The following is a 26,194-nucleotide window of genomic DNA, read 5'->3' on the forward strand; positions in this document are numbered from 1 at the left end:
GGTAGCCTGGCCATGCCCGGCCTGTGTCCGCGCACCCCCGGAGCAGCACCGACGACACGACAGGCAGGAGGGTCCGCGGTGACCGGAGCGTCCACCCGCGTGTTCGTCTCGCACCTGGCCGGGATGGCCGTGTTCGACCCCAACGGCGACCAGGTGGGCCGGATCCGCGACCTGGTGGTCAGCCTGCGGCTGGGCGGCAAGCCGCCGAAGGTGCTGGGCTTCGCCGTCGAGGTGGTCAGCAAGCGCCGGGTGTTCCTGCCGATGAACCGGGTGACCAGCCTGGAGTCCGGCCAGGTGATCACCACCGGGGTGATAAACATGCGCCGCTTCGAGCAGCGGCCGACCGAGACCCTGGTGCTGGCCGAGCTGCTGGACCGCAGGGTCGCCCTGCGCAGCGGCGGACCCGACGGCGCCGAGGGCGAGCAGGTCGTGGTGCTGGACGTGGCCATGGTGCAGACCCGCAGCCGCGAGTGGGAGATCGACAAGGTCTTCGTGGAGAAGGGCAGGTCGGCGGGCGCCGCGCAGAACGCCTCGGCACAGGGCTGGTGGCGGGCGACGGGCGGGCGGCTGCGGCGCAAGGGCGAGACGCTGACCGTGGACTGGTCCGCGGTCACCGGTTTCGCGCTGCGCGAGGAGGACCAGGGCGCCGCCAACCTGCTGGCCACCTTCGAGCAGCTGCGCCCGGCCGACCTGGCGAACGTACTGCACCACCTCTCCCCCAAGCGCCGCTCCGAGGTCGCCGCCGCGCTGGACGACGAGCGGCTCGCCGACGTGATGGAGGAGCTGCCCGAGGACGACCAGGTGGCGATCCTGGGCGGGCTGCACCAGGAGCGCGCCGCCGACGTGCTGGAGGCGATGGACCCGGACGACGCCGCCGACCTGCTCTCCGAACTGCCCCCCGACGACGCCGAGCGGCTGCTCCAGCTGATGGAGCCGGACGAGGCCGCGCCGGTCCGGCGGCTGCTCAGCTACGAGGAGCACACCGCGGGCGGGCTGATGACCACCGAGCCGGTGGTGCTGGAGCCGGACGCCACCGTGGCCGAGGCGCTGGCCCGGGTGCGCAACGCCGACCTCAAACCGGCCCAGGCCGCCCAGGTCTACGTCTGCCGCCCGCCGACCGAGACCCCGACCGGCACCTACCTCGGCCTGGTGCACTTCCAGCGGCTGCTGCGGGAGCCCCCGTACACGCTGCTCGGCGCGATCGTGGACGGCGACCTGGACCCGCTCACCCCGGACACCGAGCTGCCGCGGATCACCAGCTACCTGGCCACCTACAACATGGTCGCCGCGCCGATCGTGGACGCCCACGACCACCTGCTCGGCGCGGTGACGGTGGACGACGTGCTCGACCACATCCTGCCGGAGGACTGGCGCGAGTCCGCCCTGCACGGCGGGGAGGTCGAGGCCTACGCCGGCGACGGCGCCGACACCGCGAGCCCGAGGGGGGTGGCCGCCGATGGCCGATGAACGCCGCCGCAACCGGCTGGACCAGCCGCAGCCGCGCCGCCGCAGCCTGCTGACGCTGCCCAACCCCGACTCGGACGCGTTCGGGCGCTTCTCCGAGCGGATCGCCCGGTTCCTCGGCACCGGCCGGTTCCTGGTCTGGATGACGCTGATCGTCGCGGTCTGGATCGGCTGGAACTTCCTCGCCCCGCGCGCGCTGCGCTTCGACCAGTACCCCTTCATCTTCCTGACCCTGGCGCTGTCGCTGCAGGCCTCCTACGCCGCCCCGCTGATCCTGCTCGCGCAGAACCGGCAGGACGACCGTGACAAAGTCAACATGGAGCAGGACCGGGCCCGCGGCGAGCGCAACGTCGCCGACACCGAGTACCTGACCCGCGAGGTCGCCGCGCTGCGGCAGGGCCTGGGCGAGGTCGCCACCCGCGACTTCCTGCGGTCCGAACTGCAGGCGCTGCTCAAGGAGCTGGAGCAGCGAAACCCGGGCGGGCTCGGCGGCGCGGACGATCCCCCGGCCTAGTCCGGGCCCCGCGCGCCGTACCATTCACTCCATGGCTTCTGACACGCAGGCGACCGTCCTTGAGGAGTCCGTGCGCGCGGCCCTCGGGACGGTGCAGGACCCGGAGATCCACCGTCCCATCACCGAACTCGGCATGGTCGAGTCGGTGGAGATCGACCCCGGCGGCGCGGCCAGGGTCGTGGTGCTGCTCACCGTCTCCGGCTGCCCGATGCGGGAGACCATCACCAGCCGGGTCACCGACGCGGTCGGCGCCGTCCCCGGCATCAGCTCGGTCGAGGTGGTGCTGGAGGTGATGAGCACCGAGCAGCGCCAGGAACTGGCCTCGATGCTCCGCGGCGGCCAGGCCGAGAAGGAGATCCCGTTCGCCAAGCCCGGGTCGCTGACCCGGGTCTACGCGGTGGCCTCCGGCAAGGGCGGGGTCGGCAAGTCCTCGGTGACCGTCAACCTCGCCGCCGCGCTGGCCGCGGACGGGCTGAAGGTCGCGGTGGTGGACGCCGACATCTACGGCCACAGCGTGCCCAGGATGCTCGGCGTGGAGGGCCGTCCGACCCAGGTCGAAACCATGATCATGCCGCCGTCGGCGCACGGGGTGAAGGTCATCTCGATCGGCATGTTCACCCCGGGCAACACCCCGGTGGTGTGGCGCGGGCCGATGCTGCACCGGGCGCTGCAGCAGTTCCTGGCCGACGTGTTCTGGGGCGACCTGGACGTGCTGCTGCTGGACCTGCCGCCGGGCACCGGCGACATCGCCATCTCGGTGGCGCAGCTGGTCCCCAACGCCGAGATCCTGATCGTCACCACCCCGCAGCAGGCCGCCGCCGAGGTGGCCGAGCGGGCCGGGACGATCGCGCTGCAGACGCACCAGACCATCGTCGGCGTGATCGAGAACATGTCCGGCATGCCCTGCCCGCACTGCGGCGAGATGGTGGACGTCTTCGGCACCGGCGGCGGGCAGACCGTCGCCGACGCGCTGACCAAGGCGACCGGCGCCAAGGTGCCGGTGCTCGGGAACATCCCGATCGACCTCGGGCTGCGCCAGGGCGGCGACGAGGGCAAGCCGGTGGTGCTCGCCGACCCTGAGTCCCCCGCGGGCACCGCGCTGCGCGCCATCGCCGGCAAGCTCTCCAGCCGCCAGCGCGGCCTGTCCGGCCTCTCGCTGGGCATCACCCCGCGCAACAAGTTCTGACCGGACAGGGCCGACCAGGCAGCGCCCAGGGGCGCGGGGAACTGCGCGAACAGCTACCACCGACAGCGGTAGCCCGCCGCTCGCGCCCCCGCGCCTACTCCCCGTACGCGGCGATGTCGGTCACTGTGGTGAACCCGATCCCGTAGGCGCTGACACCGCGTCCGTACGCGCCCAGGTGCACCCCCGGCGCGTCGCCCGCCAGCACCCAGCCGTACTCCGACTCGCGGTAGCGGAACGGCTGCGGCGTGCCGTTGACCGGCAGCGTCAGCGAGGACCAGGCGTCGCCCTGGAGGTCGTCGGCGAGGTCCCAGGCCAGCGCGGACTGCTGCTCCAGCCAGTTCTGCCGCAGGTCGCGGGCCAGCGGGGAGTGCTCGGCCGCGGTCAGCAGCCCGGCCCCGGCCAGCCACGCGGCCGAGGAGACCGAGGTGGCGTCGAGAGTCCCGGTGCCGTCGCCGAGGCGGCGACCCGGGCGGCGGGCCACGGTGACCACCACGGCGTAGCGGCGGCTCTCGGCGGCGTCCGGCCTGGCGTAGGAGCGGACCGGCTCGTCGCCGTGGCCGATGGAGCCGTAGTCGACCGCGCCGTCGGGGGAGGTCCCGGCCGGGATCAGCCAGCGGCGGCCGGTCCACCCCTCGTCCAGGCTGTACCAGGGGAAGTCGGCGCGCAGGTACGCGTCGACAGTCGCCGTGGTGCGGCTCGTCGCGGTGGTGCGGCTCGTGGTGTCCATCCGGCCCTCCAGTTCTGTCGGTTCAGAACAATAGCGGGGCCGGGCCACCGTCCACCGGCTTGAACGGCGCGCGGACGGGTGGCCGACAGACGGACGAGCGCCGGGTCAGGTCGCGTCGAGGTCGTACCTGGGGGGCTCCTCCGCGGCTGCGGCCTTGGTCAGCGAGGTCGTGGCGGGGGCGTCCGGCGCCGCGTCGTCCACGGCCACCTTGGCGAGCGGGTCCGCGCGTACCGACTTCACCGCGGCGGTCGCGTCGGCCGCGTCCTTGGCGAAGCCGTTCCGCAGCTCCTTGAGGTCGCTCAGGCCGTACTCCTCACCGTGCACCGCGAGCTGCTTGCGGACGAAGGTCTTCGGGTTCAGGTCCTCGAACTCGAAGTCCTTGAACTCGGGGCCCAGCTCCTTGCGGATGTCCTCCTTGGCGCTCTCGGAGAACGCCCGCACCTTGCGGATGAAGGCCATGCCCTCGGCGATGAGCTTGGGGAGCTTGTCGGGGCCGAAGATGATCACGGCGAGGACAACCAGTGCCACCAGCTTGAATGGACTTATGTCGAACACCGTGCGGCTCCCCTGGAAGGTGAAGTCTCCCGCTCGTGGACCGAGCGGTACCGGGACCAGCCTAGTCGGCCCGGAGCCGCAAACGAACGGTCACGCGGCTACGCGCTGTCGGCGGGGGCGGAACCGGGCGCTGAACGGAGCAGGACGGACAGGCTGCGGACGTCGCCGTCGCGCCACAGGGTGAGCACCGCCCGCTGTCCGGGACTGCCGCCGCGGATCAGCGCGACCAGGTCTGCGGCGCTGGTCACCGGGTTGCCGTCGACCGCGGTGACCAGGTCTCCGGCCCGCAGTCCGGCCCGTGCGGCGGTCCCGGTGCGGCTGACCGAGCCGACCTCGGCGGAGCCGGTGTGGTCCGGCAGCAGGGTCGCGCCGATGGTGGTGCGGTCCGCCCGCCCGGTGTTGACGAGCTGTTCGGCGACCCTTATCGCCCGGTCGATCGGGATCGCGAAGCCGAGCCCGATGCTGCCCGCCTCGTCGTCGGCCGCGTAGGGGTCGGCGCTGTCGGCCGTGGCGGAGCGGATCACCGTGTTGACGCCGACCACCGTCCCGGCCGAGTCCAGCAGCGGTCCGCCGGAGTTGCCGGGGTTGATCGGCGCGTCGGTCTGCAGCGCGTCCAGGTGCGCCAGGCCGGTGCCGGAACTGGCGCTGCCGGAGGTCAGCGGGCGGTCCTTGGCGCTGAGGATGCCCGAGGTGACCGTGCCGACCAGGCCGAACGGCGCCCCGATGGCCACCACCGGGTCGCCGACCTGCAGCCCGGCGGCGCTGCCCAGGGCCAGCGGACGCAGCCCGCGCACCCCCTTGACCTGGATCACCGCCAGGTCCGAGTCGACGTCCCGGCCGACCAGCGCGGCCGGGTGCCGCTGGCCGGTGCTGAAGGTGACGGTGACCTGCCCGGGGCGTCCGGCCGGGGCGACCACGTGGTTGTTGGTGAGGATGTGCCCGGCCCCGTCCAGCACGATCCCGGTGCCGGTCCCGGTGACGCTCTGCCCCGCTGTCCGGACGCTCAGGTAGACCACGCCGGGCAGCGCCGCCTTGACCACGCCCGCGGTGGTGTCGGCGGGACGGCTGACGCCCGCCTCGGTCGCCGGTCGCAGGGTGATCCGGCCGCCCTGCCGGGTGCCCTGGACCACCGCGCCGACGCCGCCGCCGAGCAGCCCGGCGCAGAGCACGGCGAAGACGGCCAGCACCGCGATCCGCAGCCCGGTCCCGCCGCGCCCGGACGCCGCCGGCGCGGGTGGTTCCGACGGCTGCGGCCGGGACGTGGGCCCGGGGGCCGCGGCGGGGAGCCGGTCCGGCGGGAGCCGGAAGCCCGCGCCCCGGCCGGTGGAGCCGTCGGGATGGCTCCACCAGCTGGGCGCACCGGTGCCTGCCCCGGTTCCGCCGTCGCCCATCCGCCGCACCGCCCTCCGTTTCGAGGGCACGATTCAACCAGGTCCGGGCCGAAACCGCTGCCGACAGCACCCGCCTGAAAGGGTAGGTAAGGGCCCTAACGGACGGCGGCGCCCGCGGCGGCGTAGCCGGTGGGCAGGGCGGTCGCCGAGGCGGCCGGTGCCCCGGGGCCGAACTGGCCGCCGTACTGGGCCTCGTACTGGCTGTTGTAGGTGGGGATGTAGGCGGGGACGTCGGCCGGGACGCCGTAGGCGAGCTGCCCGCCGCGGCTGCGGTCGGCGCCGCCCTGGGCGCCGGGCGAGGTGTCGGCGACCGGGGCGACATTGCCGTACGGCTCGTCCACCGTGGGCTCGGCGGCGGTGACGCCGGTGATCGCGCCGCCCAGGGCGACCGCGGCGACCGAGAAGGCCCCGGCCGCGGCGAAGGCGAAGCGTCGGCCACGGGCCGCCGACGGGCGCGGGGCCGCGGCCCGGCGGGTCCGGTCCTGCTCCCGCTCGGTGAGGCGCTGCGGGCTGTCGTCCCGGTAGTCGGCCGAGGCCGCCGGGGCGAAGCCGGAGCGGAGCCGGGCGGCGATCGGCCCGGCCTGGTCCTGGAACGGCAGTCGGCGCTCGGCGCGCGGGTCGACGCCGGGCAGCGGGTGCTCCGCGCCCAGTGCGCCGCTGCCGAAACGGCCGCCGCCGAGGCCGTTGGAGCCCCAGCCGCCGGTCGTCCCGCCGAAGCCGCCGGTGGCGCCGCCGCCGAAGGCGCTGCCGCCGAAGCCGCGGCGCGGCTGCTGCGGGCCCGAGGACGGGGGCTGCTGGTCGGAGTCCCCGGCGATGGACATCAGCCGGGACATGAACAGGGCGCTGGGGTCGGGCGGCGGGGCGGCCGAGATCCGGCTCTTGACCCGGCGCTCCTCCTCGGCCCGGCCCAGGCAGGCGTCGCAGGTCGCCAGGTGCGACTGCACCCGCTCCCTGGCGTCGTGGTCCAGTTCGCCGTCCACGAAGGCGGCGAGACGGTCGCCGAGGTGGCCCTCGACCGGTACCGGCGGTACGGCGGTGGCGGTCGAGGGGCGGGCCACCCGCAGCTCGACCATCTCGACCGCGAGGTCCTGCGGTCTGGCACGGCGGGACTGCTCGCTCACAGCGACCGCCTCCGCTCCGAGAGGTCGTCCACGGCCTCGCCACCGGCGGTGCCGGCCCTGGTCAGGGCGGCCTCGGCGGGCTCGGCCTCGGCACCGGCCCGGCGCTCACGGCCCTCGGCCGCTCCGGGCGCGCGGTGCTGCAGGGCGGAGCGCAGATGCGCGCGACCGCGGTGGATCCGGCTGCGGACGGTCCCGAGCTTGACGCCCAGGGTCGCCGCGATCTCCTCGTAGGAGAGGCCCTCGATGTCGCAGAGCACGACGGCGGCGCGGAACTCGGGCGCGAGGGTGTCCAGCGCCTGCTGCACGTCGGCGTCGAAGTGGGTGTCGTGGAAGTGCTGCGCGGGCGACGGCTCGCGGCTCGGCAGGCGCTCGGCGGCGTCCTCGGCCAGCGCGTCGAAGCGGATCCGCTGCTTGCGGCGGACCATGTCCAGGAACAGGTTGGTGGTGATCCGGTGCAGCCAGCCCTCGAAGGTGCCGGGGGTGTAGGTGGACAGCGAGCGGAACACCCGGACGAAGACCTCCTGGGTCAGGTCCTCGGCGTCGTGCTGATTGCCCGTCAGGCGGTAGGCGAGCCGGTACACCCGGGCGCTGTGCGTCTGGACGATCTCCTCCCAGCTGGGCGGAGTCCAGACGGGAGCCACGGCCCCCTCGTCGAAGGAGGCGGTCTGCGGGCTCTGCGCTTGCTCGGGCTGCGACTCACTCATCACGGGCTTCGGCATCGGGGCCGACGCATGGCCGCGGACGTGCCGCGAACCGACGCCCCCCTCAGCCACACCTCCTCGTCCGGCTCTTCTGCCAAGCAGGGCCACCACCATATCCGCCTCACCCGTTAGTACCGGATAAAAGCCAATCACCATACGACTCACCTGCGGTGATTCGCCGGCCTGGACGGAGCGGCTGTCGCCGGCCCGTCCGGACCCACCTCCTCCAACGGGCCGCGTCCCGCTCGGGTTCCTCCAAGACCCACTAACCTGTGGCCTGCATGTCGACACGAAGGCAGGTCGACCCGAGCACCAGGACCCCCCGAGGGAGCGCCCATCACCGGCTACGGGCAGTCGGACGCGGGACTCGCCGACGCCTACGCGGTGGAGGACGAGCTGCTGCGGCATGCCCGCAGGCAGTCGGAGCTGGCCGGGGTCCGCCCGGTGTCCCCGGCCAGCGGCGCGGCGCTGACCCTGCTGGCCGCCGCGCTGGGGGCCCGCTCGGTCGCCGAGATCGGCACCGGCGCCGGGGTGTCCGGAATCTGCCTGCTCCGCGGGATGCGCCCGGACGGGGTGCTGACCACCGTCGACGTGCAACCGGGGCTGCAGCGGCAGGCCCGCGAGGCCTTCGCCGCGGCCGGCTACGCCACCGGGCGGGCCCGCTGCATTCCGGGCGCGGCCCTGGAGGTGCTGCCGCGGCTCGCCGACGGCCAGTACGACCTGGTGTTCTGCGACGGCGACCCGGCGGAGACCCCGCAGTACCTTGCAGAATCGTTGCGCCTACTCCGACCGGGGGGAATGGTCTGCTTCGAGGGGGCGCTCAGCGCGTTGGACGCGGCTGCATTCGAGGCGCAGAGCCATGCCGCGCGGGAGCTGGTGCGGACCGTGCGGGAGCATCCGGCGCTGCTCAGCGCGCTGCTGCCGGTGGGCGACGGGCTGCTCTGCGCGGTCAGGGGCTGAAACCCGAATCGGGAGCGGGTCCGGACGCAACTGTGGCCCTGGTACCGGGCCCCGTGGCGGGGTCCGAGGCCAGAGCCACAGTCGTCACACTCATTGTGACCAGGAGGTCGTCAGCCGCAGGCCTTCTTCAGCGCCTCGCCCAGCGCGTCGGCCTCGTCCGGAGTCAGTTCGACCACCAGCCGTCCGCCGCCTTCGAGCGGTACTCGCATGACGATGCCCCGCCCCTCCTTGGTCACCTCGAGCGGGCCGTCGCCCGTCCGCGGCTTCATGGCCGCCATGCTCGTTCCCCTTCCTGCAACCTGCTCACCGACGCACCCACGGCCCGTCCACCGCAGGTATCGAACGCATTGATCGGAGTCCAGTATCCCGCATGAGAGGGCCCGATGACCAACATCACTGCTCTCTCCTGCCCCGTTGGCCCCTGCCGCACGCTCTGGAGACGCGCCCGATCGCAAATCAGTTCCCCTGCCCCGAGCGGCAGGTCCCGGTCCCACGGCGGATCTGGACACGAACCGCTTCCGCGCCGAGAGTGGTCCACGTCACATCTGCGAAGCAGCTGTCGATCCGTCATGCTGGCATCGACCTACCGACGAGTAATGGGGAGACCCGCATGGCCGACACCGTCCTCTACGAGCTCAACGACGGGCTCGCGACCGTCACCATCAACCGGCCCGAGGCGATGAACGCCCTCGACACCGCGACCAAGGTGGCACTGCGGGACGCCATGATCGCGGCCAAGGACGACCCGGCGGTGCGGGCGGTGCTGCTCACCGGGGCGGGCGAGCGGGCCTTCTGCGTCGGCCAGGACCTCAAGGAGCACGTCGGCAAGCTGGCCGAGGCCCGCGCCGGAGGGGAGGCGCCGCTGTCGACGGTGAAGGAGCACTACAACCCGCTGGCGACCGCGATCGCGACCATGCCCAAGCCGGTCGTCGCCGCGGTCAACGGCGTGGCCGCGGGCGCGGGCGCGGGTCTCGCCTGGGCCTGCGACTTCCGGATCCTGGCCGACCACGGCGGGTTCAACACCTCCTTCGCCGGGGTGGCGCTGACCGCCGACTCCGGCGCGTCCTGGACCCTGCCGCGGCTGGTCGGCCAGGCCAAGGCCACCGAGCTGCTGATGTTCCCGCAGACCGTCCCGGCCGCGGAGGCGCTGGCGCTGGGCCTGGCGCACCGGGTCGTCCCCGGGGCCGAGCTGGCGGCGACCGCGCTGGCCTTCGCCCGCACCCTGGCCGAAGGGCCCACCGTCGCCTACGGCGCGATCAAGGAGTCGCTGGCCTACGCCACCTCGCACTCGCTGGTGGAGACGCTGGCCAAGGAGGACGAGCTGCAGACGGTGGCCGGGGCCTCGGCCGACCACTGGATCGCGGTGCAGGCCTTCATCGCCAAGGAGAAGCCGCGGTACCTGGGGCGGTAGCCGCCGGGACGACTAGCGGGCGCAGCAGTCCGCGAGGTGGTCGTTGACCAGGCCGCAGGCCTGCATCAGCGCATAGGCGGTGGTCGGCCCGACGAACCGGAAGCCGCGGCGCTTCAGCTCCTTGGCGAGCGCCGTGGACTCCGGGGTGACCGCGGGGACGTCGCCCAGGGCGCGCGGGGCCCGGCCCGGCTTCGCCGGGGCGAACGACCAGACCAGCGCGTCCAGGGTGGTGTCCTCAAGGGCCAGCACCGCACCGGCGTTGGCGATGGTGGCGAGCACCTTGGCCCGGTTGCGGATGATGCCGGGGTCGGCCATCAGCCGCTCCACGTCCTCGTCCCGGTAGGCCGCCACCACCGCCGGGTCGAAGTCGGCGAAGGCCTTACGGAAGGTCTCCCGGCGGCGCAGGATGGTGATCCAGGACAGGCCGGACTGGAACGCCTCCAGCGAGATCCGCTCGTACAGGGCCCGGTCGCCGTGCACCGCCTTGCCCCACTCCTGGTCGTGGTAGGCGACGTAGTCCGGCGTGGAGAGGCCCCAGGGGCAGCGCAGCAGCCCGTCCGGACCGGCCACCGCCGCGGTCACAGCAGCCCGCCCGCGCCCGCCTCCGGCGCCGCGGTGGAGCCGCCCGCGCCGCCCGCGCCGCCCGCGGCCACATCGACGCCCGGGATGGCCTCCTGTGGCGGCTCGGCCGGGCTGCCGGGGGTGGCGAAGCGCATCCGCAGCGCCTCGAACTCGGCGGTGCCGGGACCGCCGCCGGCCGGTCCCCCGGCCGCCAGCGCCGCGCCCAGCGCCGCCTCCAGCTCGGACACCCGGACGTCACGGTGCATCAGCTCGGCGCCGAGGCGATCGAGCACGTCGTCCACCTCGTCCATCCGGTAGCCGCGCAGCGCCATCGGGAAGCGCAGCGAGTCGACGTCCGCCCGGCCCAGCGGGCGGTCCAGCGGCAGCCGGGCGGCGAGGCGGTCGCGCTCCGCGTCCGGCAGCGAGCCGCCGCTGCCGAGGGCGACCAGTGCTGCGGCTCCGACCACCAGCACCATGACGACGAGGATCAACCAGAACACAAGCCCACGACTCCCGGCTCCCGGTGGGGGATCATGGATGGGCCCCCACAGCAGTGAATGCTGCTCATCATGGCCTACGGACCTTGGAGGACGCATGGCTCTCGCGCTCGGACCGCGGATTTTCGGTGAGGACGAGCCGGTCATCATGGCCATCGTGAACCGGACCCCCGACTCCTTCTTCGACCGGGGGGCGACCTTCACCGACGAGGCGGCCTTCGCCGCGGCGGACCGGGCGGTGGCCGAGGGCGCGGCGATCCTGGACATCGGCGGGGTCAAGGCCGGGCCCGGCGAGGAGGTCGACACCGCGGAGGAGCTGCGCCGGATCGTCCCGTTCGTGGCCGAGCTGCGCAAGCGCCACCCGGACACCGTGATCAGCGTGGACACCTGGCGGCACGAGGTCGGCGAGGCGGTCTGCGCGGTCGGCGCGGACCTGCTGAACGACGCCTGGGGCGGGGTGGACCCGCTGCTGGCGGAGGTGGCCGGGCGGCACGGCGTCGGCATCGTCTGCACCCACGCGGGCGGCGCGGAGCCGCGCACCCGGCCGCACCGGGTGGCCTACCAGGACGTGATGGCGGACATCCTGGAGCGGACGGTGGCGCTGGCCGAGCGGGCGGTGGCGCTGGGCGTGCCCAGGGACGCGGTGCTGATCGACCCCGGGCACGACTTCGGCAAGAACACCCGGCACTCGCTGGAGGCCACCCGGCGGCTGCCGGAGATGACCGCGACCGGCTGGCCGGTGCTGGTCTCGCTGTCCAACAAGGACTTCGTCGGCGAGACCCTGGACAAGCCGGTCGGCGAGCGGCTGCTCGGCACCCTGGCCACCACCGCCGTCTCGGCCTGGCTGGGCGCCCAGGTCTACCGGGTGCACCAGGTGGCGGAGACCAGGCAGGTGCTGGACATGGTCGCCTCGATCCGCGGCACCCGGCCGCCCGCGGTGGCCCGGCGCGGGCTGGCCTAGGGCCCGCTACTCCGGGCTGTGCGCCGGGTTCTGCACGCCGTTGCGGCGGGCGGCGTCGTCCAGGATCTTCAGCGCCTCGTCCACCGAGTCGGTGAGCTGGATCAGCTCCAGGTCCGAGGGCGAGGCCTTGCCCTCGGCGATGACCGTCCGCTTCACCCAGTCGACCAGCCCGGACCAGTAGTCCACCCCGAACAGGATCACCGGGAACCGGGTGACCTTGTGGGTCTGCACCAGGGTCAGCGCCTCGAACAGCTCGTCCAGGGTGCCGAAGCCGCCGGGCAGCACGATGAAGCCCTGGCTGTACTTCACGAACATGGTCTTCCGGACGAAGAAGTAACGGAAGTTCAGCCCCAGGTCGACGTACTGGTTCAGGCCCTGCTCGAACGGCAGCTCGATGCCGAGGCCGACCGAGGTGCCGCCGGCCTCGTGCGCGCCCTTGTTGGCCGACTCCATCGCGCCGGGGCCGCCGCCGGTGATCACCGCGTAGCCGGCCTCGGACAGCGCCCGGCCGATCCGCACCCCGGCCTCGTACTCGGGTGAGTCGACCGGGGTCCGGGCCGAGCCGAACACACTGATGGCGGGGCCGAGTTCGGCCAGCGTGCCGAAGCCCTCGACGAACTCGGACTGGATCCGCATGACCCGCCAGGGGTCGGTGTGCAGCCAGTCCGAGTTCTGTGCCGAGTCCAGCAGGCGCTGGTCGGTGGTGCTGCTGTCCACCTGCTCGCCGCGGAGCAGCACGGGGCCGCGCCGCTTCTCCGCGATCTTCTTGGCCACCGGGAACCGCTCGTCCTTCGTCATACCTACGGAGGGTACGACCCGTACCGACCCCCGGGTGGGATCTTCAGCCCTGCAGCCAGTCCCGGATCCGCTTCTCGCACTCGGTGACCGCGGACAGCGAGCAGTGCTCCTCCCGGGTGTGCGCGAGGTTGGGGTCGCCGGGGCCGTAGTTGACGGCGGGGACGCCGAGCGCGGAGAAGCGGGCCACGTCGGTCCAGCCGAACTTGGCCTGCGGGGTGGTCGCGGTGGCGGCGATGAAGGCGGCGGCGGCCGGGTGGGCGAGGCCGGGCAGCGCGCCGGGGGCGGAGTCGGTGACCGCCACGTCGTAGCCCGCGAACACCTCGCGGACGTGCGCCTCGGCCTCGGCCTGGTCGCGGTCCGGCGCGAAGCGGAAGTTGACGGTGACCGCGCAGGCGTCGGGGATGACGTTGCCGGCCACCCCGCCCTCGATCCGCACCGCGTTGAGGCCCTCGTGGTACTCCAGGCCGTCGATCTCGACCAGCCGCGGGGTGTAGTCGGCGAGCCGCTGCAGGATCGGCGCGGCCTTGTGGATGGCGTTGTCGCCGAGCCAGCTGCGGGCGGAGTGGGCCCGGTGCCCGCCGGTGCTGACGGTGGCCCGCATGGTGCCCTGGCAGCCGCCCTCGACCTGGGCGTTGCTCGGCTCCATCAGCACCGCGAAGTCGGCGGCGAGCCAGTCCGGGTGGTTCCGGGCGAGCCGGCCGAGGCCGTTGCGGGGGGCCTCGACCTCCTCGCAGTCGTAGAAGACGAAGGTGAGGTCGCGGTTGGGGTCGGCGACGGTCGCCGCGATCCGGAGCTGGACCGCGACGCCGGCCTTCATGTCGGAGGTGCCGCAGCCGTAGAGCAGGTCGCCGTCGACCCGGGACGGGAGGTTGTCGGCGATCGGCACGGTGTCCAGGTGCCCGGCGAGCACGATCCGTTCGGCCCGGCCCAGGTTCGTCCTGGCGACGACGGCGTCCCCGTCCCGGTCCACGGTGAGGTGCGGCAGTGCGCGCAGGGCGGCCTCGACCGCGTCGGCGAGCACCCGCTCGTCGCCGCTGACCGACGGGACGTCGACCAGTTGGGCGGTGAGTTCGCCTCCGGACAGGGTGAGATCCAGCACAGGTGCGGCCGCGGTGGCGGCAGGGGAGCGAGTCATGAGCAGCCACGATACGGCGTGGGGCTCGGCTGCGGCCGGATCGTCCGACCGGTGGGTACGGCGGGGCGGGGCCCAGCGAACCGGTAGGACCACGGGGCCGTCCGAGTCGGTAGGGTGCATCGAACACCGTGAGGAGGAGCAGCCGGGTGAGCCTGAAGTCGATCATGGACTCCGCGGAGACCTCCCCTGTGCGCAGCAGGCGGCGGCGCTGGATGGGCTGCCTGCTCCCGTTCCTGCTGGTGGTCGGCCTGCTGACGGCGGGCGGCCTCTATCTGAACCGGCACCGCGACCTGCTGCCGATCCCGGCGCTGTCCGAGGGCTGCGAGGTGGACACCAGCGACGGGATCGTCGACCTCAGCGTCACGCAGATGGGCAACGCGGGCACCATCAGCGCGGTGGCGATCTCCCGCGACCTGCCCGAGCGCGCGGTGGCCATCTCACTGGCCACGGCGATGCAGGAGTCCCGACTGGAGAACCTCCCGGCCGGCGACCGGGACTCGATCGGCCTGTTCCAGCAACGGCCCTCGCAGGGCTGGGGCACCCCGGCGCAGATCGCCGACCCGGTCTACGCGACCGGCAAGTTCCTGGACAAGCTGGTGCGGATCCCCGGCTACGCGCAGCTGCCGCTGACCGTGGCCGCCCAGGACGTCCAGCACAGCGGCTACCCGGACGCCTACGCCCAGCACGAGGACGACGCCACCACCCTGGCCGGGGCGCTGACCGGGCGGCTGCCGGCGACGTTGAACTGCACGGTCAACGGCGTCGGCACGGCGGCGGCGGGCGCGGTCAGCTCGGACGGGCTGCAGCCGGGCGCGGCGACCGTGGCCAGGACGCTGACCAAGGACTTCGGCCGGAGCGTGACGCCGGTGGCGGCGGCGCCGCTGCCCGCCGCGACCGGCTCCGCCGCCGCCTCCGGCCCGGGATCGGCCTCCGCCTCGGCCGCCGCGCGGGGCCTGGACCTGGCCGTGGGGACCGGCGGGGGCGCGGCCGGGAAGCAGCTGGGCTGGGCGGTGGCGCAGTGGGCCGTCGCCAACTGCCAGCAGCTGCACATCACCGCGGTGTCCTACGCGGGCCGGACCTGGCAGAGCGGCTCGGTCTCGGCCAAGGGCTGGCAGCCGACCGCGGCGGGCGCGGCGACGGCGGCGTCGGCCACCTCGGTACGGATCACCGTCGCGGGTTAACCGCGCTCCGGCGGGTTGACGCCGGGGCCATCCGGACGGCCTAGTGCCCCGGCGAGTTGCGGAGAATACGTGCGCATCGTCAACAGCCCCGGCATTACGAGAAGAAACCTTCCCTCGGATTGCTGACACCGCGTCATTTCGTCCGCATTTGCACCGAAAAAGATAATGCGATGTTTAGGAATTCTTTGCCCGGGTCGGCCGCAACCTTCTCGCTCCTCAGGCGGTAGTCACCACGTCCGCCCGCCGGACTGGCACTGTCCCCATCTCCACGAGGAGCACCATGTCTCTCCCCCTCTCGCGCCGGATCGTCCAGGCCGCGTTCGTCGTCGCCGCCGGTGCGGTCCCCGCCGTGCTGACCGGTGTGGCGCACGCGGCGCCCGCGCTGCCCGGCGTCCCCGACCTGGGTGGGCTCAGCCGGCTCGACAGCGGCGCCCTGGGCGACGACGTGCAGTCCGCCGCGCACCAGACCGGCGACCTGACCGGCAACGGCGCGGGTGACGCGGTCGCCTCCACGGTGCCCTCGGTCACCGACGCGGCCGGCGGGGCGACCGCCAAGGCGCTGCCCCAGGCCGACAGCATGCTCGGCTCGACCACCGGCGAGCTGGCCCAGGTGGCCGGCTCCACCACGGCCGCCTCCAGCGGCCTGGCCGGCTCCGCCTCCGGCGCGACCCGGGCGATCCCGGTCGGCACCGGCAACACCGGGCTGCCCGCGACCGACTCGGCCACCGGTGCGCTGTCCTCGCTGCCGCTGGGCAGCCTGCCGGTGGACCAGCTGCCGCTGGGCCAGGCCACCTCCGCGCTGAGCGGCGCCACCGACCCCGCCGCCGCGCCCGCGCAGCGGCTCGGCGGGCTGCCCGCGCTGGGCGACACCTCCTCGCTGGGCGCGGTCACCCAGGCGCTGCCGCTGGCCGGCGGCGGCCTCCCGGTCTGACGGTCCGGCAGCACAGCGGCACGTCAGCACAGCGGCACGTCAGCACAGCGGCACGGAACGCGGGTGGGGCCCGGAAGCACATCGCTTCCGGGCCCCACCCGCGTTCGTTCCGGTCTGCCCGGTCACGCCTTCAGCCGCTGCACCGCCGCGCTGATCCGCTCGTCCGTCGCGGTGAGGGCGATCCGGACGAAGCGCGCCCCGGCCGCGCCGTAGAACTCGCCCGGCGCCACCAGCACCCCGTGCTCGGCCAGGTCGGCGACGGTCTCCCAGCAGGGCTCGTCCCGGGTGGCCCAGAGGTAGAGGCTGGCCTCGGAGTGCTCGATCCGGAAGCCGCAGGCCTCCAGTGCGCCGCGCAGCGCCGAGCGTCGGGCGGCGTAGCGGGCGCGCTGCTGCTCGACGTGGGCGGTGTCCGCGAGTGCGGCCGCCGTCGCCGCCTGCACCGGGGCCGGGACCATCAGGCCGCTGTGCTTCCTGATCTCCAGCAGCTCGCCGAGCACCGCCGGGTCCCCGGCCAGGAAGGCCGCCCGGTAGCCGGCCAGGTTGGAGCGCTTGGACAGCGAGTGCACCGCCACCAGGCCGTCGTAGACCCCGTCGCAGACGTCCGGGTGCAGCACCGAGACCGGCTCGGCCTCCCAGCCCAGCTCCAGGTAGCACTCGTCGCTGACCAGCAGCACCCCGTGCTCCCTGGCCCAGCCGACGGTACGGCGCAGTTCGGCGACCGTCAGCACCCGTCCGGTCGGGTTGGACGGGGAGTTCAGCCAGAGCAGCTTCAGCCCGGCCGGGTCGAGCTCCCACGGGTCGTCGTAGACCGTGTGCTCGGCCCTGGCCAGCCGCGCGCCGACCTCGTAGGTCGGGTAGGCCAGCCGCGGGTAGGCCACCCGGTCCCCCGGACCGAGGCCCAGCTGTGTCGGCAGCGAGGCGACCAGTTCCTTGGAGCCGACCAGCGGCAGTACGTGCCGGTGGGTCAGCCCGCTCGCGCCGAGCCGCCGCTCGGACCAGCCGACCAGGGCGTCCCGCAGCGCGGGGGTGCCCCAGACGGTCGGGTAGCCGGGGCTGTCGGCCGCCGCCGTCAGCGCGTTCTGCACCAGCTCGGGCACCGGGTCGACCGGGGTGCCGACCGAGAGGTCCACGATGCCGTCCGGGTGCTCGGCGGCGGTGGCCTTGTAGGGCTCCAGCCGGTCCCAGGGGAACACCGGCAGCAGGCCGGAAACGCGGCGAGCCGCCCCTCCGGGAAGGGGCAGCTCGGCGGCGGTGCGGTCGTGCGCGTTGCTCACGGCAGAGGTCACTGGTTCTGCGGCGGGAGGGCCGCGATGAACGGGTGGTCCTTGTCGATCAGGCCGAGCTTGGAGGCGCCACCGGGCGAGCCGAGGTCGTCGAAGAAGTCGACGTTCGCCTTGTAGTAGTCCTTCCACTCGTCCGGGGTGTCGTCCTCGTAGAAGATCGCCTCGACGGGGCAGACGGGCTCACAGGCTCCGCAGTCCACGCACTCGTCGGGGTGGATGTACAAGGACCGCTTGCCCTCGTAGATGCAGTCGACGGGGCATTCTTCGATGCACGCCTTGTCCTTCACGTCGACACAAGGCTGCGCGATGACGTAGGTCACGCTGACGTTCCTCCTCGTAGGGGCTGGCATTCGCGCAGGGGAGCGCGGCGTCGTCGATGCCCGCCCCTAGTATCGCCGTTCCAGGACGGCGGTTGCACCGGAGGTGGCGGGTATGGCGGACAACACTATCGGACATGCACGGGCAGAGATCCACATCACCCCATCTGACCTGGGCAGACGCGTTTCGGTACGGAGGATTCTGGAGGTTTCACAAGGTCGTCCGGTATTCGGCGACGTCGTCGGCGTGCTCACATCGTGGGACGACGGGGTGCTGACGGTCGTCGACCGCACCGGCGCGGCGGTCGCGATCCGCCAGGAGACCCTGGTCGCGGGCAAGCCGGTGCCGCCGGCCCCGGTCCGCCGCGGCCGGGGCGCGGTGGCCGCGCACCGGGCGGTGGGCACGGTCGAGCTGGGCCGGATCGCGGCCCGGAACTGGCCCGCCGCGGAGACCGAGCCGCTCGGCGAGTGGACCCTGCGGGCCTCCGGCGGCTTCACCAAGCGGGCCAACTCGGTGCTGGTCCTGGGCGGTTCCGGACTGCCGCTGGACCGGGCCCTGGAGCGGGCCCGCGGCTGGTACGACCAGCGCGGCCTGCCGACCTACCTCCAGGTCACCACCGGCGCCGAGGACGCCGACGACGCCCTGGACGCCCGGCTGGCGGCCCTGGGCTGGACCGCGGAGGGCTCCGCGCTGGAGCAGACCGCCCCGCTGTCCCCGCTGCTCGACGCGGCGCCGAGGGACGGCGTCCGGCTCGACCGGGAGCCGGGTCCGGCCTGGATCTCCCGCTACCACCGGGCCGCCGACCCGACCGCCGCCGCGACCGCGCTCGGGGTGCTCCGCGGCGGCCCCTCGGTATGGTTCGCCACCGTGCCGGACCCGGACGACCCCGGCGCCGCGCCCGCCGCGATCGGGCGCGCGGTGGTGGACGGGCGCTGGGTCTGCTTCAGCGCGGTCGAGGTCTCCGCCGGGCACCGGCGGCGCGGACTCGGCTCCGCGGTGATGGCCGCGCTCGCCCGCGCCGCCGCCGACGAGGGCGCCGACCTGGCCTACCTCCAGGTCGAGTCGGACAACGCGGCCGCCCTCGCGATGTACCGGCGGCTGGGGTTCGCCACCCACCACCGCTACCACTACCGGCGGGCCCCGCAGGAGTAGCGCCGGTCCGGGCGGCGCGGCGGAGCTGATGCGTACTCAGCTCCGCCGCGGGCCGCATAGAATCCCCCGCGATGACCGAGGACAGCAGAGCGCGGTTCGCCGCCGAGGCCCGAGGCGGAACGCCCGACGTGGCTCAGCTCTGCCTGCTGATGGGCTTCGAGGAGGACCTCGAACCCGACACCGGCGCCGAGGACGGCGGCCTGGACGCCTGCCTGGCCCCGGCCAGGCTGGCCCTGGACCGGCTCACCCGGCTGGCCGCGAGCGCGTTCCGGGGCGCCGACCACCCCTCGCCGGCCGAGACCGCGGCGCTGCTGGCCGGGGCCCTGGCCGGCTCGGCCGACCTCCGCGGCGGCCCCGGCGCCTACAAGCGGCTGGAGTCCTCGCTGCTGCACCAGGTGCTGCGGCGCGGACGCGGGCTGCCGATCACCGTCTCGATCGTCTGGATCAACGTCGCCGGGGCGCTCGGCCTGCCGGTGTACGGGGTCGCCCTGCCCGGCCACTTCCTGGTCGGGGTGGGCGACCCGGACGGCGAGTACGTGCTCGCCGACCCGTTCCACGGCGGCCGGGTGCTCTCCCACGAGGACGCCGCCGCGATCGCCGCCGAGGCAGGCTACCCGCTCGGCGCCGACCTGCTGCGCCCGGCCGAGCCGCTGGACATCGTGCTCAGGGTGCTCGGCAACATCCGGGCCTGGGCCGGGGCCCGCCCGGAGCACGCCCGCACCCAGCTCTGGGCCACCGAGCTGTCGCTGCTGCTCCCCCGCCATCCGGCCCAACTGCGGCTGGAGCGCGCCGAACTGCTGGTCAAGACCGGCCGTTTCACCGAGGGCGCGCGGGAGATGGACTCCTACGCCGAGATCCTCGACGCCTTCGACCCCGACTCGGCCGCCCGGGTCCGGCTGGAGGCCAGGGCGGCCCGCTACCGGCTCAACTGAGGCGCCGTCAGCGGCCCCGCTACAACCAGCCCTTCTCCCGGGCGATGCGGACCGCCTCGGTGCGGTTGCGGGCCGCGGTCTTCTGGATGGCGGCCGAGAGGTAGTTGCGGACCGTGCCCTCGGACAGGTGCAGCCGCTTGGCGATCTCCGCGTTGGCCGAGCCGTCCGCCGCCGCGGCCAGCACGTCGCGCTCGCGCGAGGTGAGCGGGTCGGCGCCCTCGGCCAGCGCCGCGGCGGCCAGGGTCGGGTCGATCACCCGCTCGCCGCGCAGCACCCGGCGCACCGCCTCGGCCAGTTGCTCCGCGGGCGCGTCCTTGACCAGGAAGGCGTCCGCGCCGGACTCCATCGCCCGGCGCAGGTAGCCGGGGCGGCCGAAGGTGGTCACCATCACGATCTTGACCGCCGGATGGGTCCGACGCAGTTCGGCGGCGGCCTCGATGCCGGTCAGGCCCGGCATCTCGATGTCGAGCACGGCGACCTCGACGCCGTTGGCCCGCACCGCGTCCACCACCTCGTCGCCCCGGGAGACCTGGGCGACCACGTCGATGTCGCCCTCCAGACCCAGCAGTGCGGCGAGGGCTTCGCGGACCATGCCCTGGTCCTCGGCGAGAAGAATTCTGATCACTGCTGCACGGTACCGGCCACGGGTTCGTCCGCGGGAGCCATCGCGGCCCGCAGCGGCACCGCCGCCCGGACCGAGAAGCCCCGGCCGCGCGGTCCTGGACCGGCCTCCAGGCTGCCGTCGGCCAGGGTCAGCCGCTCGGCCAGGCCGGTCAGGCCGTTGCCGGGGCGGACGTGGCTGCCGCGACGGCCGCCCACGCCGTCGTCAGCCACCTCCAGCCGCAGCGAGCGCGAGCCGTCCGGTTCCGGGTACTCGGCCAGCCGTACCGTGCAGTTCTCGGCGCCGCTGTGCCGGACCACGTTGGTGACCGCCTCGCGCAGCGCCCAGCCGAGCGCGCCCTCCTGGTCCGGGCCGAGGCCGGGATGCGGTTCGGCGAGGCCGGGGTCGCTCTCCACCGCGATGTCGGCGGCGTGCAGCGCCGTCCTGGCGGCGGCGATCTCCACCGCGAGCTTGGGGCGGCGGTAGCCGCCGATCGCCTCGCGCACGTCCACCAGGGACTGCCTGCTGACCTTCTCGATGTCCTTGACCTGGGCGCGGGCCTCCGGGTAGCGCTCCTGGTCCAGGAAGCGGGCGGTCAGCTCGCTTTTCAGGGTGATCAGCGAGAGCGAGTGGCCGAGCAGGTCGTGCAGGTCGCGGGCCATCCGCAGCCGCTCGTCGGAGGCGGCCAGCGCGGCCACCGCCTGCCGAGCCTCCCGCAGCTCCTCCATGGTGCGCACCAGCCGCTGGATCCCGGTCATCGCCGCGCCGCCGAGGAAGGCGCTGAGCGCGATCGGCGCGAGGCTGCCGCCGGTGACCGGGTCCGGGCAGGTCAGCCCGACCACGACCAGGGCGGCGGTGGTCCCGGCCACCCCCGCCAGCGCCCAGCGCGGCGGCAGCACGATCCCGGCCGAGACCGCGGTGTAGGTGAACAGCGCCAGCCAGTTGCCGCCGAGCGTGTAGCTGGAGACGGCGGCCATCACGAACATCCCGCCGAGCGCGACCAGGCTGGCGGGCCACCGGCGGCCGGGCTGCCCCGGCAGCTGACGGCGCACCACCAGGCTGACGTAGCAGCCGAGGAACAGCGCCAGCAGCACCCAGCCGAGGATCCGGGCCGGCACCCCGTGGCTGCCCGCCAGCAGATCGCTGACCGGGTAGGCCAGGTAGATCAGCCACATCAGCATCCAGCACAGCTTGACCAGCATCTGCCTGCGGTTCTCCGGCGGTTGCCCGATGCGGGGCCCGTGGGACTCGGCCATGGCGCGCGCTCCCTTCTCACGGCTGCGCCGCCGGGGACGGAGCGTCCCCGGCGGCTGGTGGTGGCGGGCGGATCAGGCCTCGCGGCGGTCCCGCTGGTACAGGAAGGCTGCCAGACCGGCGAAGGCCGCGGCGTAGGCGAGGATCGCGGTGATCGGACCCGCCCCGATCGAGCTGTCCGTCTGGACCACTCGGCCGATCTGGTTGAACAGCGCCAGCGGCGTCCACTTGGCGAAGTCGCCGAACCCGCCGCTGATCGGGAAGTAGGTGCCGCCGAGCATCAGCAGCGCCATGTAGAAGATCATCACGATCGGCTGGAGCGAGTCGGGTGCGGCGGCGTAGCCGAGGGCCACGCCCAGCGCGGCGAACACGAATCCGCCGAACCACAGGGTCAGCGCCAGAATCAGCCAGGTGGACCCGGAGAGCTTGACGCCCTGGGTGTAGCCGATGGCGAAGGTGACCACGATCGCGGGCAGGGTGGACACCGCGGTGGAGGCGATCTTGGACACCACGTAGCCGTAGCTGGGCAGGGCGGTCAGCCGGAGCTGGCGGGCCCAGCCGCTCTTGCGCTCCAGCGCGATCCGCATGGCGTTGGTGTTCATCGAGGCGGAGACCACGCCCAGGGTGGCCATGGAGACCATGAAGTACGCCTTGACCGACACCCCGTTGAGGGTGTCCACGCCCTTGTAGGCGTTGATCATCAGCAGGTACATGCCGACCGGCAGCAGCACCGCGAAGATCAGGTAGCGGCGGTTGCGGAGGATCCGCAGGACTTCGAGCTTGATCAGCGTGTTCATCGGGCGTTCTCCTCGGCCAGCGAAGCGGACTCGTCGGCGGCGTCCTGCTCGCCGGTGATGGTGAGGAAGGCCTGCTCCAGGCCCACCCCGGTGACTTCGAGGCCGCGCGGGTAGAAGCCGGCCCGGTAGATCGCGGCGACCGCCGCGTCGGCGTCGTTGCTGTTGATCCGGACGGTGTGGCCGCTGATGTCCAACGAGGTGACGCCCGGGAGGTTGTTGAGCAGCGCCAGGTCGGCGCCGTCGTCGAGACGCAGGTCGAAGGAGATCTTGCGGAGGCCGGCCCGCGCCTTGATGTCCGCCGCCGTGCCGTCCGCGATCAGCCGGCCCTTGTGCACCACCAGCACCCGGTCGGCGATGGAGTCCGCCTCCTCCAGGTAGTGGGTGGCGAACAGGACGGTGCGTCCGGCGTCGGCCTGGGCCCGCATGACGGCCCAGAAGGCCTGCCGGGCGGAGACGTCCATGCCGGTGGTGGGCTCGTCCAGGACGATCAGGTCGCTGTCCCCCGCGGTGGCGATGGCGAAGCGGACCCGCTGCTCCTGGCCGCCGGACAGCTTGTCGACCAGCCGGTCGCCGAGGTCGCTGATCCCGGCGGTCTTCAGCACGTCGTCGACGTCGTAGCCGCGCGGGTGGATGTCGCAGGCGAACTTCACCAGCTCGCGGACCTTCACGTCCGGCATCAGGCCGCCGCTCTGCAGCATCACGCCGACCCGGCCGTCCAGGACGGCCTGCCGCGGGGTTCCGCCGAACAGGCTGACGCTGCCCGAGCTGGGCTCGCGCAGGCCGAGCAGCATGTCGATGCTGGTGGACTTGCCCGCGCCGTTGGGGCCGAGGAAGGCCACCGTCTCGCCCGGGTGCAGGGTGAGGCTGACGTCGCTGACCGCGCGGACCGCGCCGAAGGACTTGCTGACGTTGCGGAAGGCCGCGACCTCCCCCGAGCCGGGCCCCCTTCGTCCCGCCCCCGTGCTGTGCTCTACGGACGTAGTCATCGCCTGCTGCGCTCCCTGTCGTCGCCCCGGCCGGCCGGTCGCCGTCCTGCTGACAGTGACCAGAGTGGCCGAGCCGGGGCGCCCGGCGGCAGTGCCTGGCCTCCCGATCCCGGCATGACAGACGTCATGCCGGAACCGGCGGCACGGTCACACCGGCGTGGTCAGCCCAGCGAGCGCTTCAGGAAGTCCACCTGGAGCAGCAGCAGGTTCTCCGCCACCTCCTCCTGCGGGGTCATGTGGGTCACCCCGGACAGCGGCAGCAGCTCGTGCGGGCGGCCCGCGGCCAGCAGCGCCGAGGAGAGCCGCAGGGTGTGCGCGACCACCACGTTGTCGTCGGCCAGGCCGTGGATCAGCTGGAGCGGGCGGCGCAGCTTCGGCGCGTCGGCGATCAGCGAGTTGGCCGCGTAGACCTCGGGGCGCTGGTCCGGGTGGCCGAGGTAGCGCTCGGTGTAGTGGGTGTCGTACAGGGCCATGTCGGTGACCGGGGCCCCGGCCACCGCGGCGTGGAACACGTCGGGGCGGCGCAGCACCGCCAGCGCGGCCAGGTAGCCGCCGTAGGACCAGCCGCGGATGCCGACCCTGGCGAGATCGAGCGGGTGCTCCTCGGCGAGCGCGTGCAGTGCCTCGACCTGGTCGTCCAGGGTGGTCCCGGCGAAGTCGAAGGCGACGGCCTGCTCCCAGGCCGGGCTGCGGCCCGGGGTGCCGCGGCCGTCGGCGACGACCACGGCGAAGCCCTGGTCGGCGAACCACTGCGAGGTGAGGTGGGCGTTCCGCGCCGCCAGCACCATCTGCCCGTGCGGGCCGCCGTAGGGGTTCATCAGCACCGGCAGCAGGCCGTCCCGGTCCCGGTCGTAGCCGGTGGGCAGCAGCACCGCGGAGGGGATGCGGCGCTTTCCGGCCAGGCCGAGCAGCGGACGGGCGGTCAGCACCGGGGCCTCCGCGTACGAGGCGACCACCGCGACCGGCCCGCCGTCGCGCAGCACCCGCACGGTGGCGCCGGAGCGGTCCAGCGCCGCCGAGGAGAGCACGGTGACCGGGCCGCCGGCGACGGCGGAGTGGTAGCCGGGGTGGTCGCTCACCCTGCTGATCCCGCCGCCGGCCGTGGACACCCGGTACACGTGCACCTCGCCGATCTCCGGCTCCTCGGCCGCCTCCCCGGCCGCGGCGGTGATCAGCACCTCCTCGGCGCCGACCTCCAGCACCGCCCTGAGCTGCAGCGCCGCCGTGGTCAGCGGCTGCTCGCCGACCACCAGGACCCGGGCTCCCCCGACGTCGGCGATCCGGACCAGCCGCCCGTCCCCGGTCCAGGCCGGGACGCCGCTGTGCGGTTCCAGCCAGACCGGGTCCTGCTCCTGGTGCAGCACGGTGGTGCCGCCGGTGTCCGGGTCGAGGCCCAGCACCTGCTGGCGGCGCTGGTCCCGGGACTGCACCAGCAGCAGCGGCGGCCCGCCCGCCGACCAGTGCACCCGGGCCAGGTACGGGTACGCCGAGCGGTCCCAGTCGACCTCGGTCCTGCCGCCGTCCAGGCCGAGCACGGCGAGCGAGACATCGGCGTTCGCGGTCCCGGCCCTGGGGTAGGCGACCTCGGTCGCCGGGCGGTCCGGGTTGGCCGGGTCGGCGATCCACCAGCGCTGCACCGGGCTGTTGTCGACCCGCGCGGCGAGCAGCCGGTCGCTGTCGGGGGACCACCAGAAGCCGCGGCTGCGGCCCATCTCCTCCTGGGCGATGAACTCGGCCTGGCCCCAGGTCACCTCGCCCTGCTCGCCCTCGGCGGGAGAGGCCAGCGCGCGGTCGCCGGTGCCGTCCGCGGCGATGGCACGCAGTTCGCCGCCGACGGTGGCGTAGCCGATGTGGCGGCCGTCCGGCGAGGGCCGGGGGTCCAGCACGGGTCCGCTCGCGGGCAGCTCCCCGGCCCGGCCGGCCGCCGTCCCGGTCAGGTCCGCGGTGAACAGCCGTCCGGACAGCGCGAACGCGGCCAGCGCCGCCCCGGCGTCGGTGGCGTAGCCGACGACCCCGGCCGAGCCCTCGCGGCTGCGCTCGCGCCGGGCCCGCTCCTCCGGGGTCAGCTGCTCCTCCCCCGAGCCCAGCAGCACCGCGGGGTCAGCGGCCACTCGCTCGAACGGAGCAGCGCCACTCGCAAGATCCACTACGTGCAGCAGGTTCGCCCGTTCGGCTCCGCCCGCGGAGCGGAGGAAGACGACCCGGCGGCCGTCCGGGGAGACGGTGAAGGAGCGCGGGGCGCCGAGGGTGAAGCGCAGGGTCCGCGAGTACTGGCGGGGGAAGGTGGTCTCCGTGGTCATGCCCCGACCCTAGAGCCCCTCCGGCGGCGGGAGCGGTCGCCTTGCGACGGAGGGTTGGTTCGCAAACGTCCCAGCGTTTTCGCTCGCCCGTTCGGCTGCCTTCGCCGCGGCCCGCGGCCGCGACGCGGACAGCGCGGTCGTGCACCGGCGCCCCGGCATATGCATGATGACGGAAAGTGACCTCCCGGTTACTCCCTGGGTAGCCACTACCCGCCCCGCCCCGTCGGCACGGCCGTCCCCGCCGTGCCCCTGCTGAGAGGTGAGTCGAGATGGTTCTGCCGATTTCCGCCGCTGTCCTGATGCTGGTCATCGTCGTGCTGCTGATCCGGCGCTCCGGCCTGAAGCTGTGGCACGCCCTGGCCTGCACCCTGCTCGGGTTCTACCTGGCGTCCACCTCGATCGCCCAGCCGCTGCACTCGCTGACCACCAACGTCGCCGGGATGATCTCAGGGATCCGTATCTGAGGGATCCGCATCT

28 protein-coding genes are annotated in these 26,194 nt (G+C 73.8%); 11 read left to right on the forward strand and 17 right to left on the reverse strand.

The genetic code is table 11. The features are described 5' to 3' along the window. Positions 1-78: 78 nt before the first annotated feature. The 3 genes from ACEZDE_RS12210 to ACEZDE_RS12220 are packed head-to-tail and all read left to right on the forward strand — an operon-like array spanning position 79 to position 3,164. Complete coding sequence (locus ACEZDE_RS12210) at positions 79-1,467, forward strand: magnesium transporter MgtE N-terminal domain-containing protein (protein ID WP_380535493.1); 1,389 nt, start codon at positions 79-81, stop codon at positions 1,465-1,467. Continuing rightward, the gene (locus tag ACEZDE_RS12215; protein ID WP_380535495.1) at positions 1,457-1,978 is read left to right on the forward strand and encodes a DUF1003 domain-containing protein; all 522 of its coding nucleotides are present in this window, start codon (positions 1,457-1,459) and stop codon (positions 1,976-1,978) included. Before ACEZDE_RS12210 ends, ACEZDE_RS12215 begins: the two co-directional genes overlap by 11 nt. Positions 1,979-2,009: 31 nt before the next feature. Beyond that, complete coding sequence (locus tag ACEZDE_RS12220) at positions 2,010-3,164, forward strand: Mrp/NBP35 family ATP-binding protein (RefSeq protein WP_380535497.1); 1,155 nt, start codon at positions 2,010-2,012, stop codon at positions 3,162-3,164. A gap of 94 nt (positions 3,165-3,258) precedes the next feature. On the opposite strand, the gene ACEZDE_RS12225 is transcribed toward ACEZDE_RS12220, so the two are convergent. The 5 genes from ACEZDE_RS12225 to sigE all read right to left on the reverse strand — a co-directional run bounded on the left by ACEZDE_RS12225 (position 3,259) and on the right by sigE (position 7,662). Further along, a complete protein-coding gene (locus ACEZDE_RS12225; protein WP_380535499.1) occupies positions 3,259-3,891 on the reverse strand; it encodes a hypothetical protein in 633 nt (210 codons plus the stop codon). 105 nt (positions 3,892-3,996) lie between these two features. Next, positions 3,997-4,419 (reverse strand): Sec-independent protein translocase subunit TatB, encoded by a 423-nt coding sequence (locus ACEZDE_RS12230; protein WP_380535501.1) that lies wholly within the window; start codon positions 4,417-4,419, stop codon positions 3,997-3,999. A 125-nt stretch (positions 4,420-4,544) separates the two neighbouring features. Next, a complete protein-coding gene (locus tag ACEZDE_RS12235; protein ID WP_380535503.1) occupies positions 4,545-5,867 on the reverse strand; it encodes a S1C family serine protease in 1,323 nt (440 codons plus the stop codon). A gap of 65 nt (positions 5,868-5,932) precedes the next feature. Then, positions 5,933-6,958 (reverse strand): anti-sigma factor family protein, encoded by a 1,026-nt coding sequence (locus ACEZDE_RS12240; protein ID WP_380535505.1) that lies wholly within the window; start codon positions 6,956-6,958, stop codon positions 5,933-5,935. Beyond that, positions 6,955-7,662 carry an RNA polymerase sigma factor SigE gene (gene sigE, locus ACEZDE_RS12245; RefSeq protein WP_380535507.1) on the reverse strand — a complete coding sequence of 236 codons (708 nt, stop codon included), beginning with the start codon at positions 7,660-7,662 and terminating at the stop codon, positions 6,955-6,957. The genes ACEZDE_RS12240 and sigE overlap by 4 nt, the downstream gene beginning before the upstream one ends. A 333-nt stretch (positions 7,663-7,995) precedes the next feature. Between sigE and ACEZDE_RS12250 the strand changes: the two genes are divergently transcribed. Then, positions 7,996-8,619 carry an O-methyltransferase gene (locus ACEZDE_RS12250; protein WP_380535699.1) on the forward strand — a complete coding sequence of 208 codons (624 nt, stop codon included), beginning with the start codon at positions 7,996-7,998 and terminating at the stop codon, positions 8,617-8,619. A gap of 110 nt (positions 8,620-8,729) precedes the next feature. On the opposite strand, the gene ACEZDE_RS12255 is transcribed toward ACEZDE_RS12250, so the two are convergent. Continuing rightward, complete coding sequence (locus tag ACEZDE_RS12255; RefSeq protein ID WP_107101321.1) at positions 8,730-8,897, reverse strand: DUF3117 domain-containing protein; 168 nt, start codon at positions 8,895-8,897, stop codon at positions 8,730-8,732. Positions 8,898-9,229: 332 nt separating this feature from the next. On the opposite strand from ACEZDE_RS12255, the gene ACEZDE_RS12260 reads away from it, so the two are divergent. After that, a complete protein-coding gene (locus ACEZDE_RS12260) occupies positions 9,230-10,030 on the forward strand; it encodes an enoyl-CoA hydratase-related protein (protein WP_380535508.1) in 801 nt (266 codons plus the stop codon). Between the two features lie 12 nt (positions 10,031-10,042). Here the strand turns inward: ACEZDE_RS12260 and ACEZDE_RS12265 are convergent, their stop codons facing one another. After that, on the reverse strand, positions 10,043-10,612 hold the full coding sequence (locus tag ACEZDE_RS12265; RefSeq protein WP_380535510.1) for a DNA-3-methyladenine glycosylase I: 570 nt from the start codon (positions 10,610-10,612) through the stop codon (positions 10,043-10,045). Continuing rightward, positions 10,609-11,091, reverse strand: a complete 483-nt coding sequence (locus tag ACEZDE_RS12270) for a DivIVA domain-containing protein (protein WP_380535512.1) — start codon at positions 11,089-11,091, stop codon at positions 10,609-10,611. Before ACEZDE_RS12270 ends, ACEZDE_RS12265 begins: the two co-directional genes overlap by 4 nt. Positions 11,092-11,185: 94 nt before the next feature. Here ACEZDE_RS12270 and folP point away from each other — a divergent pair, with 94 nt between their 5' ends. Further along, positions 11,186-12,049, forward strand: a complete 864-nt coding sequence (gene folP / locus ACEZDE_RS12275) for a dihydropteroate synthase (protein ID WP_380535513.1) — start codon at positions 11,186-11,188, stop codon at positions 12,047-12,049. Positions 12,050-12,055: 6 nt separating this feature from the next. On the opposite strand, the gene ACEZDE_RS12280 is transcribed toward folP, so the two are convergent. Further along, complete coding sequence (locus tag ACEZDE_RS12280) at positions 12,056-12,847, reverse strand: LOG family protein (protein WP_380535515.1); 792 nt, start codon at positions 12,845-12,847, stop codon at positions 12,056-12,058. A 43-nt stretch (positions 12,848-12,890) separates the two neighbouring features. After that, positions 12,891-13,982, reverse strand: a complete 1,092-nt coding sequence (dapE, locus tag ACEZDE_RS12285; RefSeq protein WP_380535516.1) for a succinyl-diaminopimelate desuccinylase — start codon at positions 13,980-13,982, stop codon at positions 12,891-12,893. Positions 13,983-14,128: 146 nt separating this feature from the next. Between dapE and ACEZDE_RS12290 the strand changes: the two genes are divergently transcribed. Both ACEZDE_RS12290 and ACEZDE_RS12295 read left to right on the forward strand, forming a co-directional pair. Further along, the gene (locus ACEZDE_RS12290; protein ID WP_380535518.1) at positions 14,129-15,163 is read left to right on the forward strand and encodes a heavy metal transporter; all 1,035 of its coding nucleotides are present in this window, start codon (positions 14,129-14,131) and stop codon (positions 15,161-15,163) included. Positions 15,164-15,443: 280 nt separating this feature from the next. Then, entirely contained in the window at positions 15,444-16,094 is a 651-nt protein-coding gene (locus ACEZDE_RS12295) for an ATP-binding protein (RefSeq protein ID WP_380535520.1), read from the forward strand. Positions 16,095-16,216: 122 nt separating this feature from the next. Here ACEZDE_RS12295 and dapC read toward each other — a convergent pair whose 3' ends face one another. After that, complete coding sequence (gene dapC, locus ACEZDE_RS12300) at positions 16,217-17,335, reverse strand: succinyldiaminopimelate transaminase (protein WP_380535701.1); 1,119 nt, start codon at positions 17,333-17,335, stop codon at positions 16,217-16,219. Positions 17,336-17,376: 41 nt separating this feature from the next. Further along, positions 17,377-17,697, reverse strand: a complete 321-nt coding sequence (gene fdxA / locus ACEZDE_RS12305) for a ferredoxin (protein ID WP_370147204.1) — start codon at positions 17,695-17,697, stop codon at positions 17,377-17,379. A 112-nt stretch (positions 17,698-17,809) separates the two neighbouring features. Between fdxA and ACEZDE_RS12310 the strand changes: the two genes are divergently transcribed. Together ACEZDE_RS12310 and ACEZDE_RS12315 are read left to right on the forward strand one after the other, a co-directional pair. Beyond that, on the forward strand, positions 17,810-18,847 hold the full coding sequence (locus tag ACEZDE_RS12310) for a GNAT family N-acetyltransferase (RefSeq protein ID WP_380535521.1): 1,038 nt from the start codon (positions 17,810-17,812) through the stop codon (positions 18,845-18,847). 71 nt (positions 18,848-18,918) lie between these two features. Then, the gene (locus ACEZDE_RS12315) at positions 18,919-19,779 is read left to right on the forward strand and encodes a transglutaminase family protein (protein ID WP_380535523.1); all 861 of its coding nucleotides are present in this window, start codon (positions 18,919-18,921) and stop codon (positions 19,777-19,779) included. A 19-nt stretch (positions 19,780-19,798) separates the two neighbouring features. Here the strand turns inward: ACEZDE_RS12315 and ACEZDE_RS12320 are convergent, their stop codons facing one another. The 5 genes from ACEZDE_RS12320 to ACEZDE_RS12340 all read right to left on the reverse strand — a co-directional run bounded on the left by ACEZDE_RS12320 (position 19,799) and on the right by ACEZDE_RS12340 (position 25,717). Further along, positions 19,799-20,404, reverse strand: coding sequence for a response regulator (locus ACEZDE_RS12320; RefSeq protein WP_380535525.1), 606 nt, complete (start codon positions 20,402-20,404; stop codon positions 19,799-19,801). Beyond that, a complete protein-coding gene (locus ACEZDE_RS12325) occupies positions 20,401-21,636 on the reverse strand; it encodes a histidine kinase (RefSeq protein ID WP_380535527.1) in 1,236 nt (411 codons plus the stop codon). Before ACEZDE_RS12325 ends, ACEZDE_RS12320 begins: the two co-directional genes overlap by 4 nt. 72 nt (positions 21,637-21,708) lie before the next feature. Continuing rightward, positions 21,709-22,431, reverse strand: a complete 723-nt coding sequence (locus ACEZDE_RS12330) for an ABC transporter permease (RefSeq protein ID WP_380535529.1) — start codon at positions 22,429-22,431, stop codon at positions 21,709-21,711. After that, positions 22,428-23,417 (reverse strand): ABC transporter ATP-binding protein, encoded by a 990-nt coding sequence (locus tag ACEZDE_RS12335; protein WP_380535531.1) that lies wholly within the window; start codon positions 23,415-23,417, stop codon positions 22,428-22,430. Before ACEZDE_RS12335 ends, ACEZDE_RS12330 begins: the two co-directional genes overlap by 4 nt. A 161-nt stretch (positions 23,418-23,578) precedes the next feature. Further along, positions 23,579-25,717 carry a S9 family peptidase gene (locus tag ACEZDE_RS12340; RefSeq protein ID WP_380535533.1) on the reverse strand — a complete coding sequence of 713 codons (2,139 nt, stop codon included), beginning with the start codon at positions 25,715-25,717 and terminating at the stop codon, positions 23,579-23,581. 269 nt (positions 25,718-25,986) lie between these two features. On the opposite strand from ACEZDE_RS12340, the gene ACEZDE_RS12345 reads away from it, so the two are divergent. After that, on the forward strand, positions 25,987-26,181 hold the full coding sequence (locus ACEZDE_RS12345; protein ID WP_380535535.1) for a hypothetical protein: 195 nt from the start codon (positions 25,987-25,989) through the stop codon (positions 26,179-26,181). Positions 26,182-26,194: the final 13 nt, after the last annotated feature.

It is taken from the genome of Streptacidiphilus cavernicola, assembly GCF_042510955.1.
In the GTDB taxonomy this organism is placed as follows: domain Bacteria; phylum Actinomycetota; class Actinomycetes; order Streptomycetales; family Streptomycetaceae; genus Streptacidiphilus; species Streptacidiphilus cavernicola.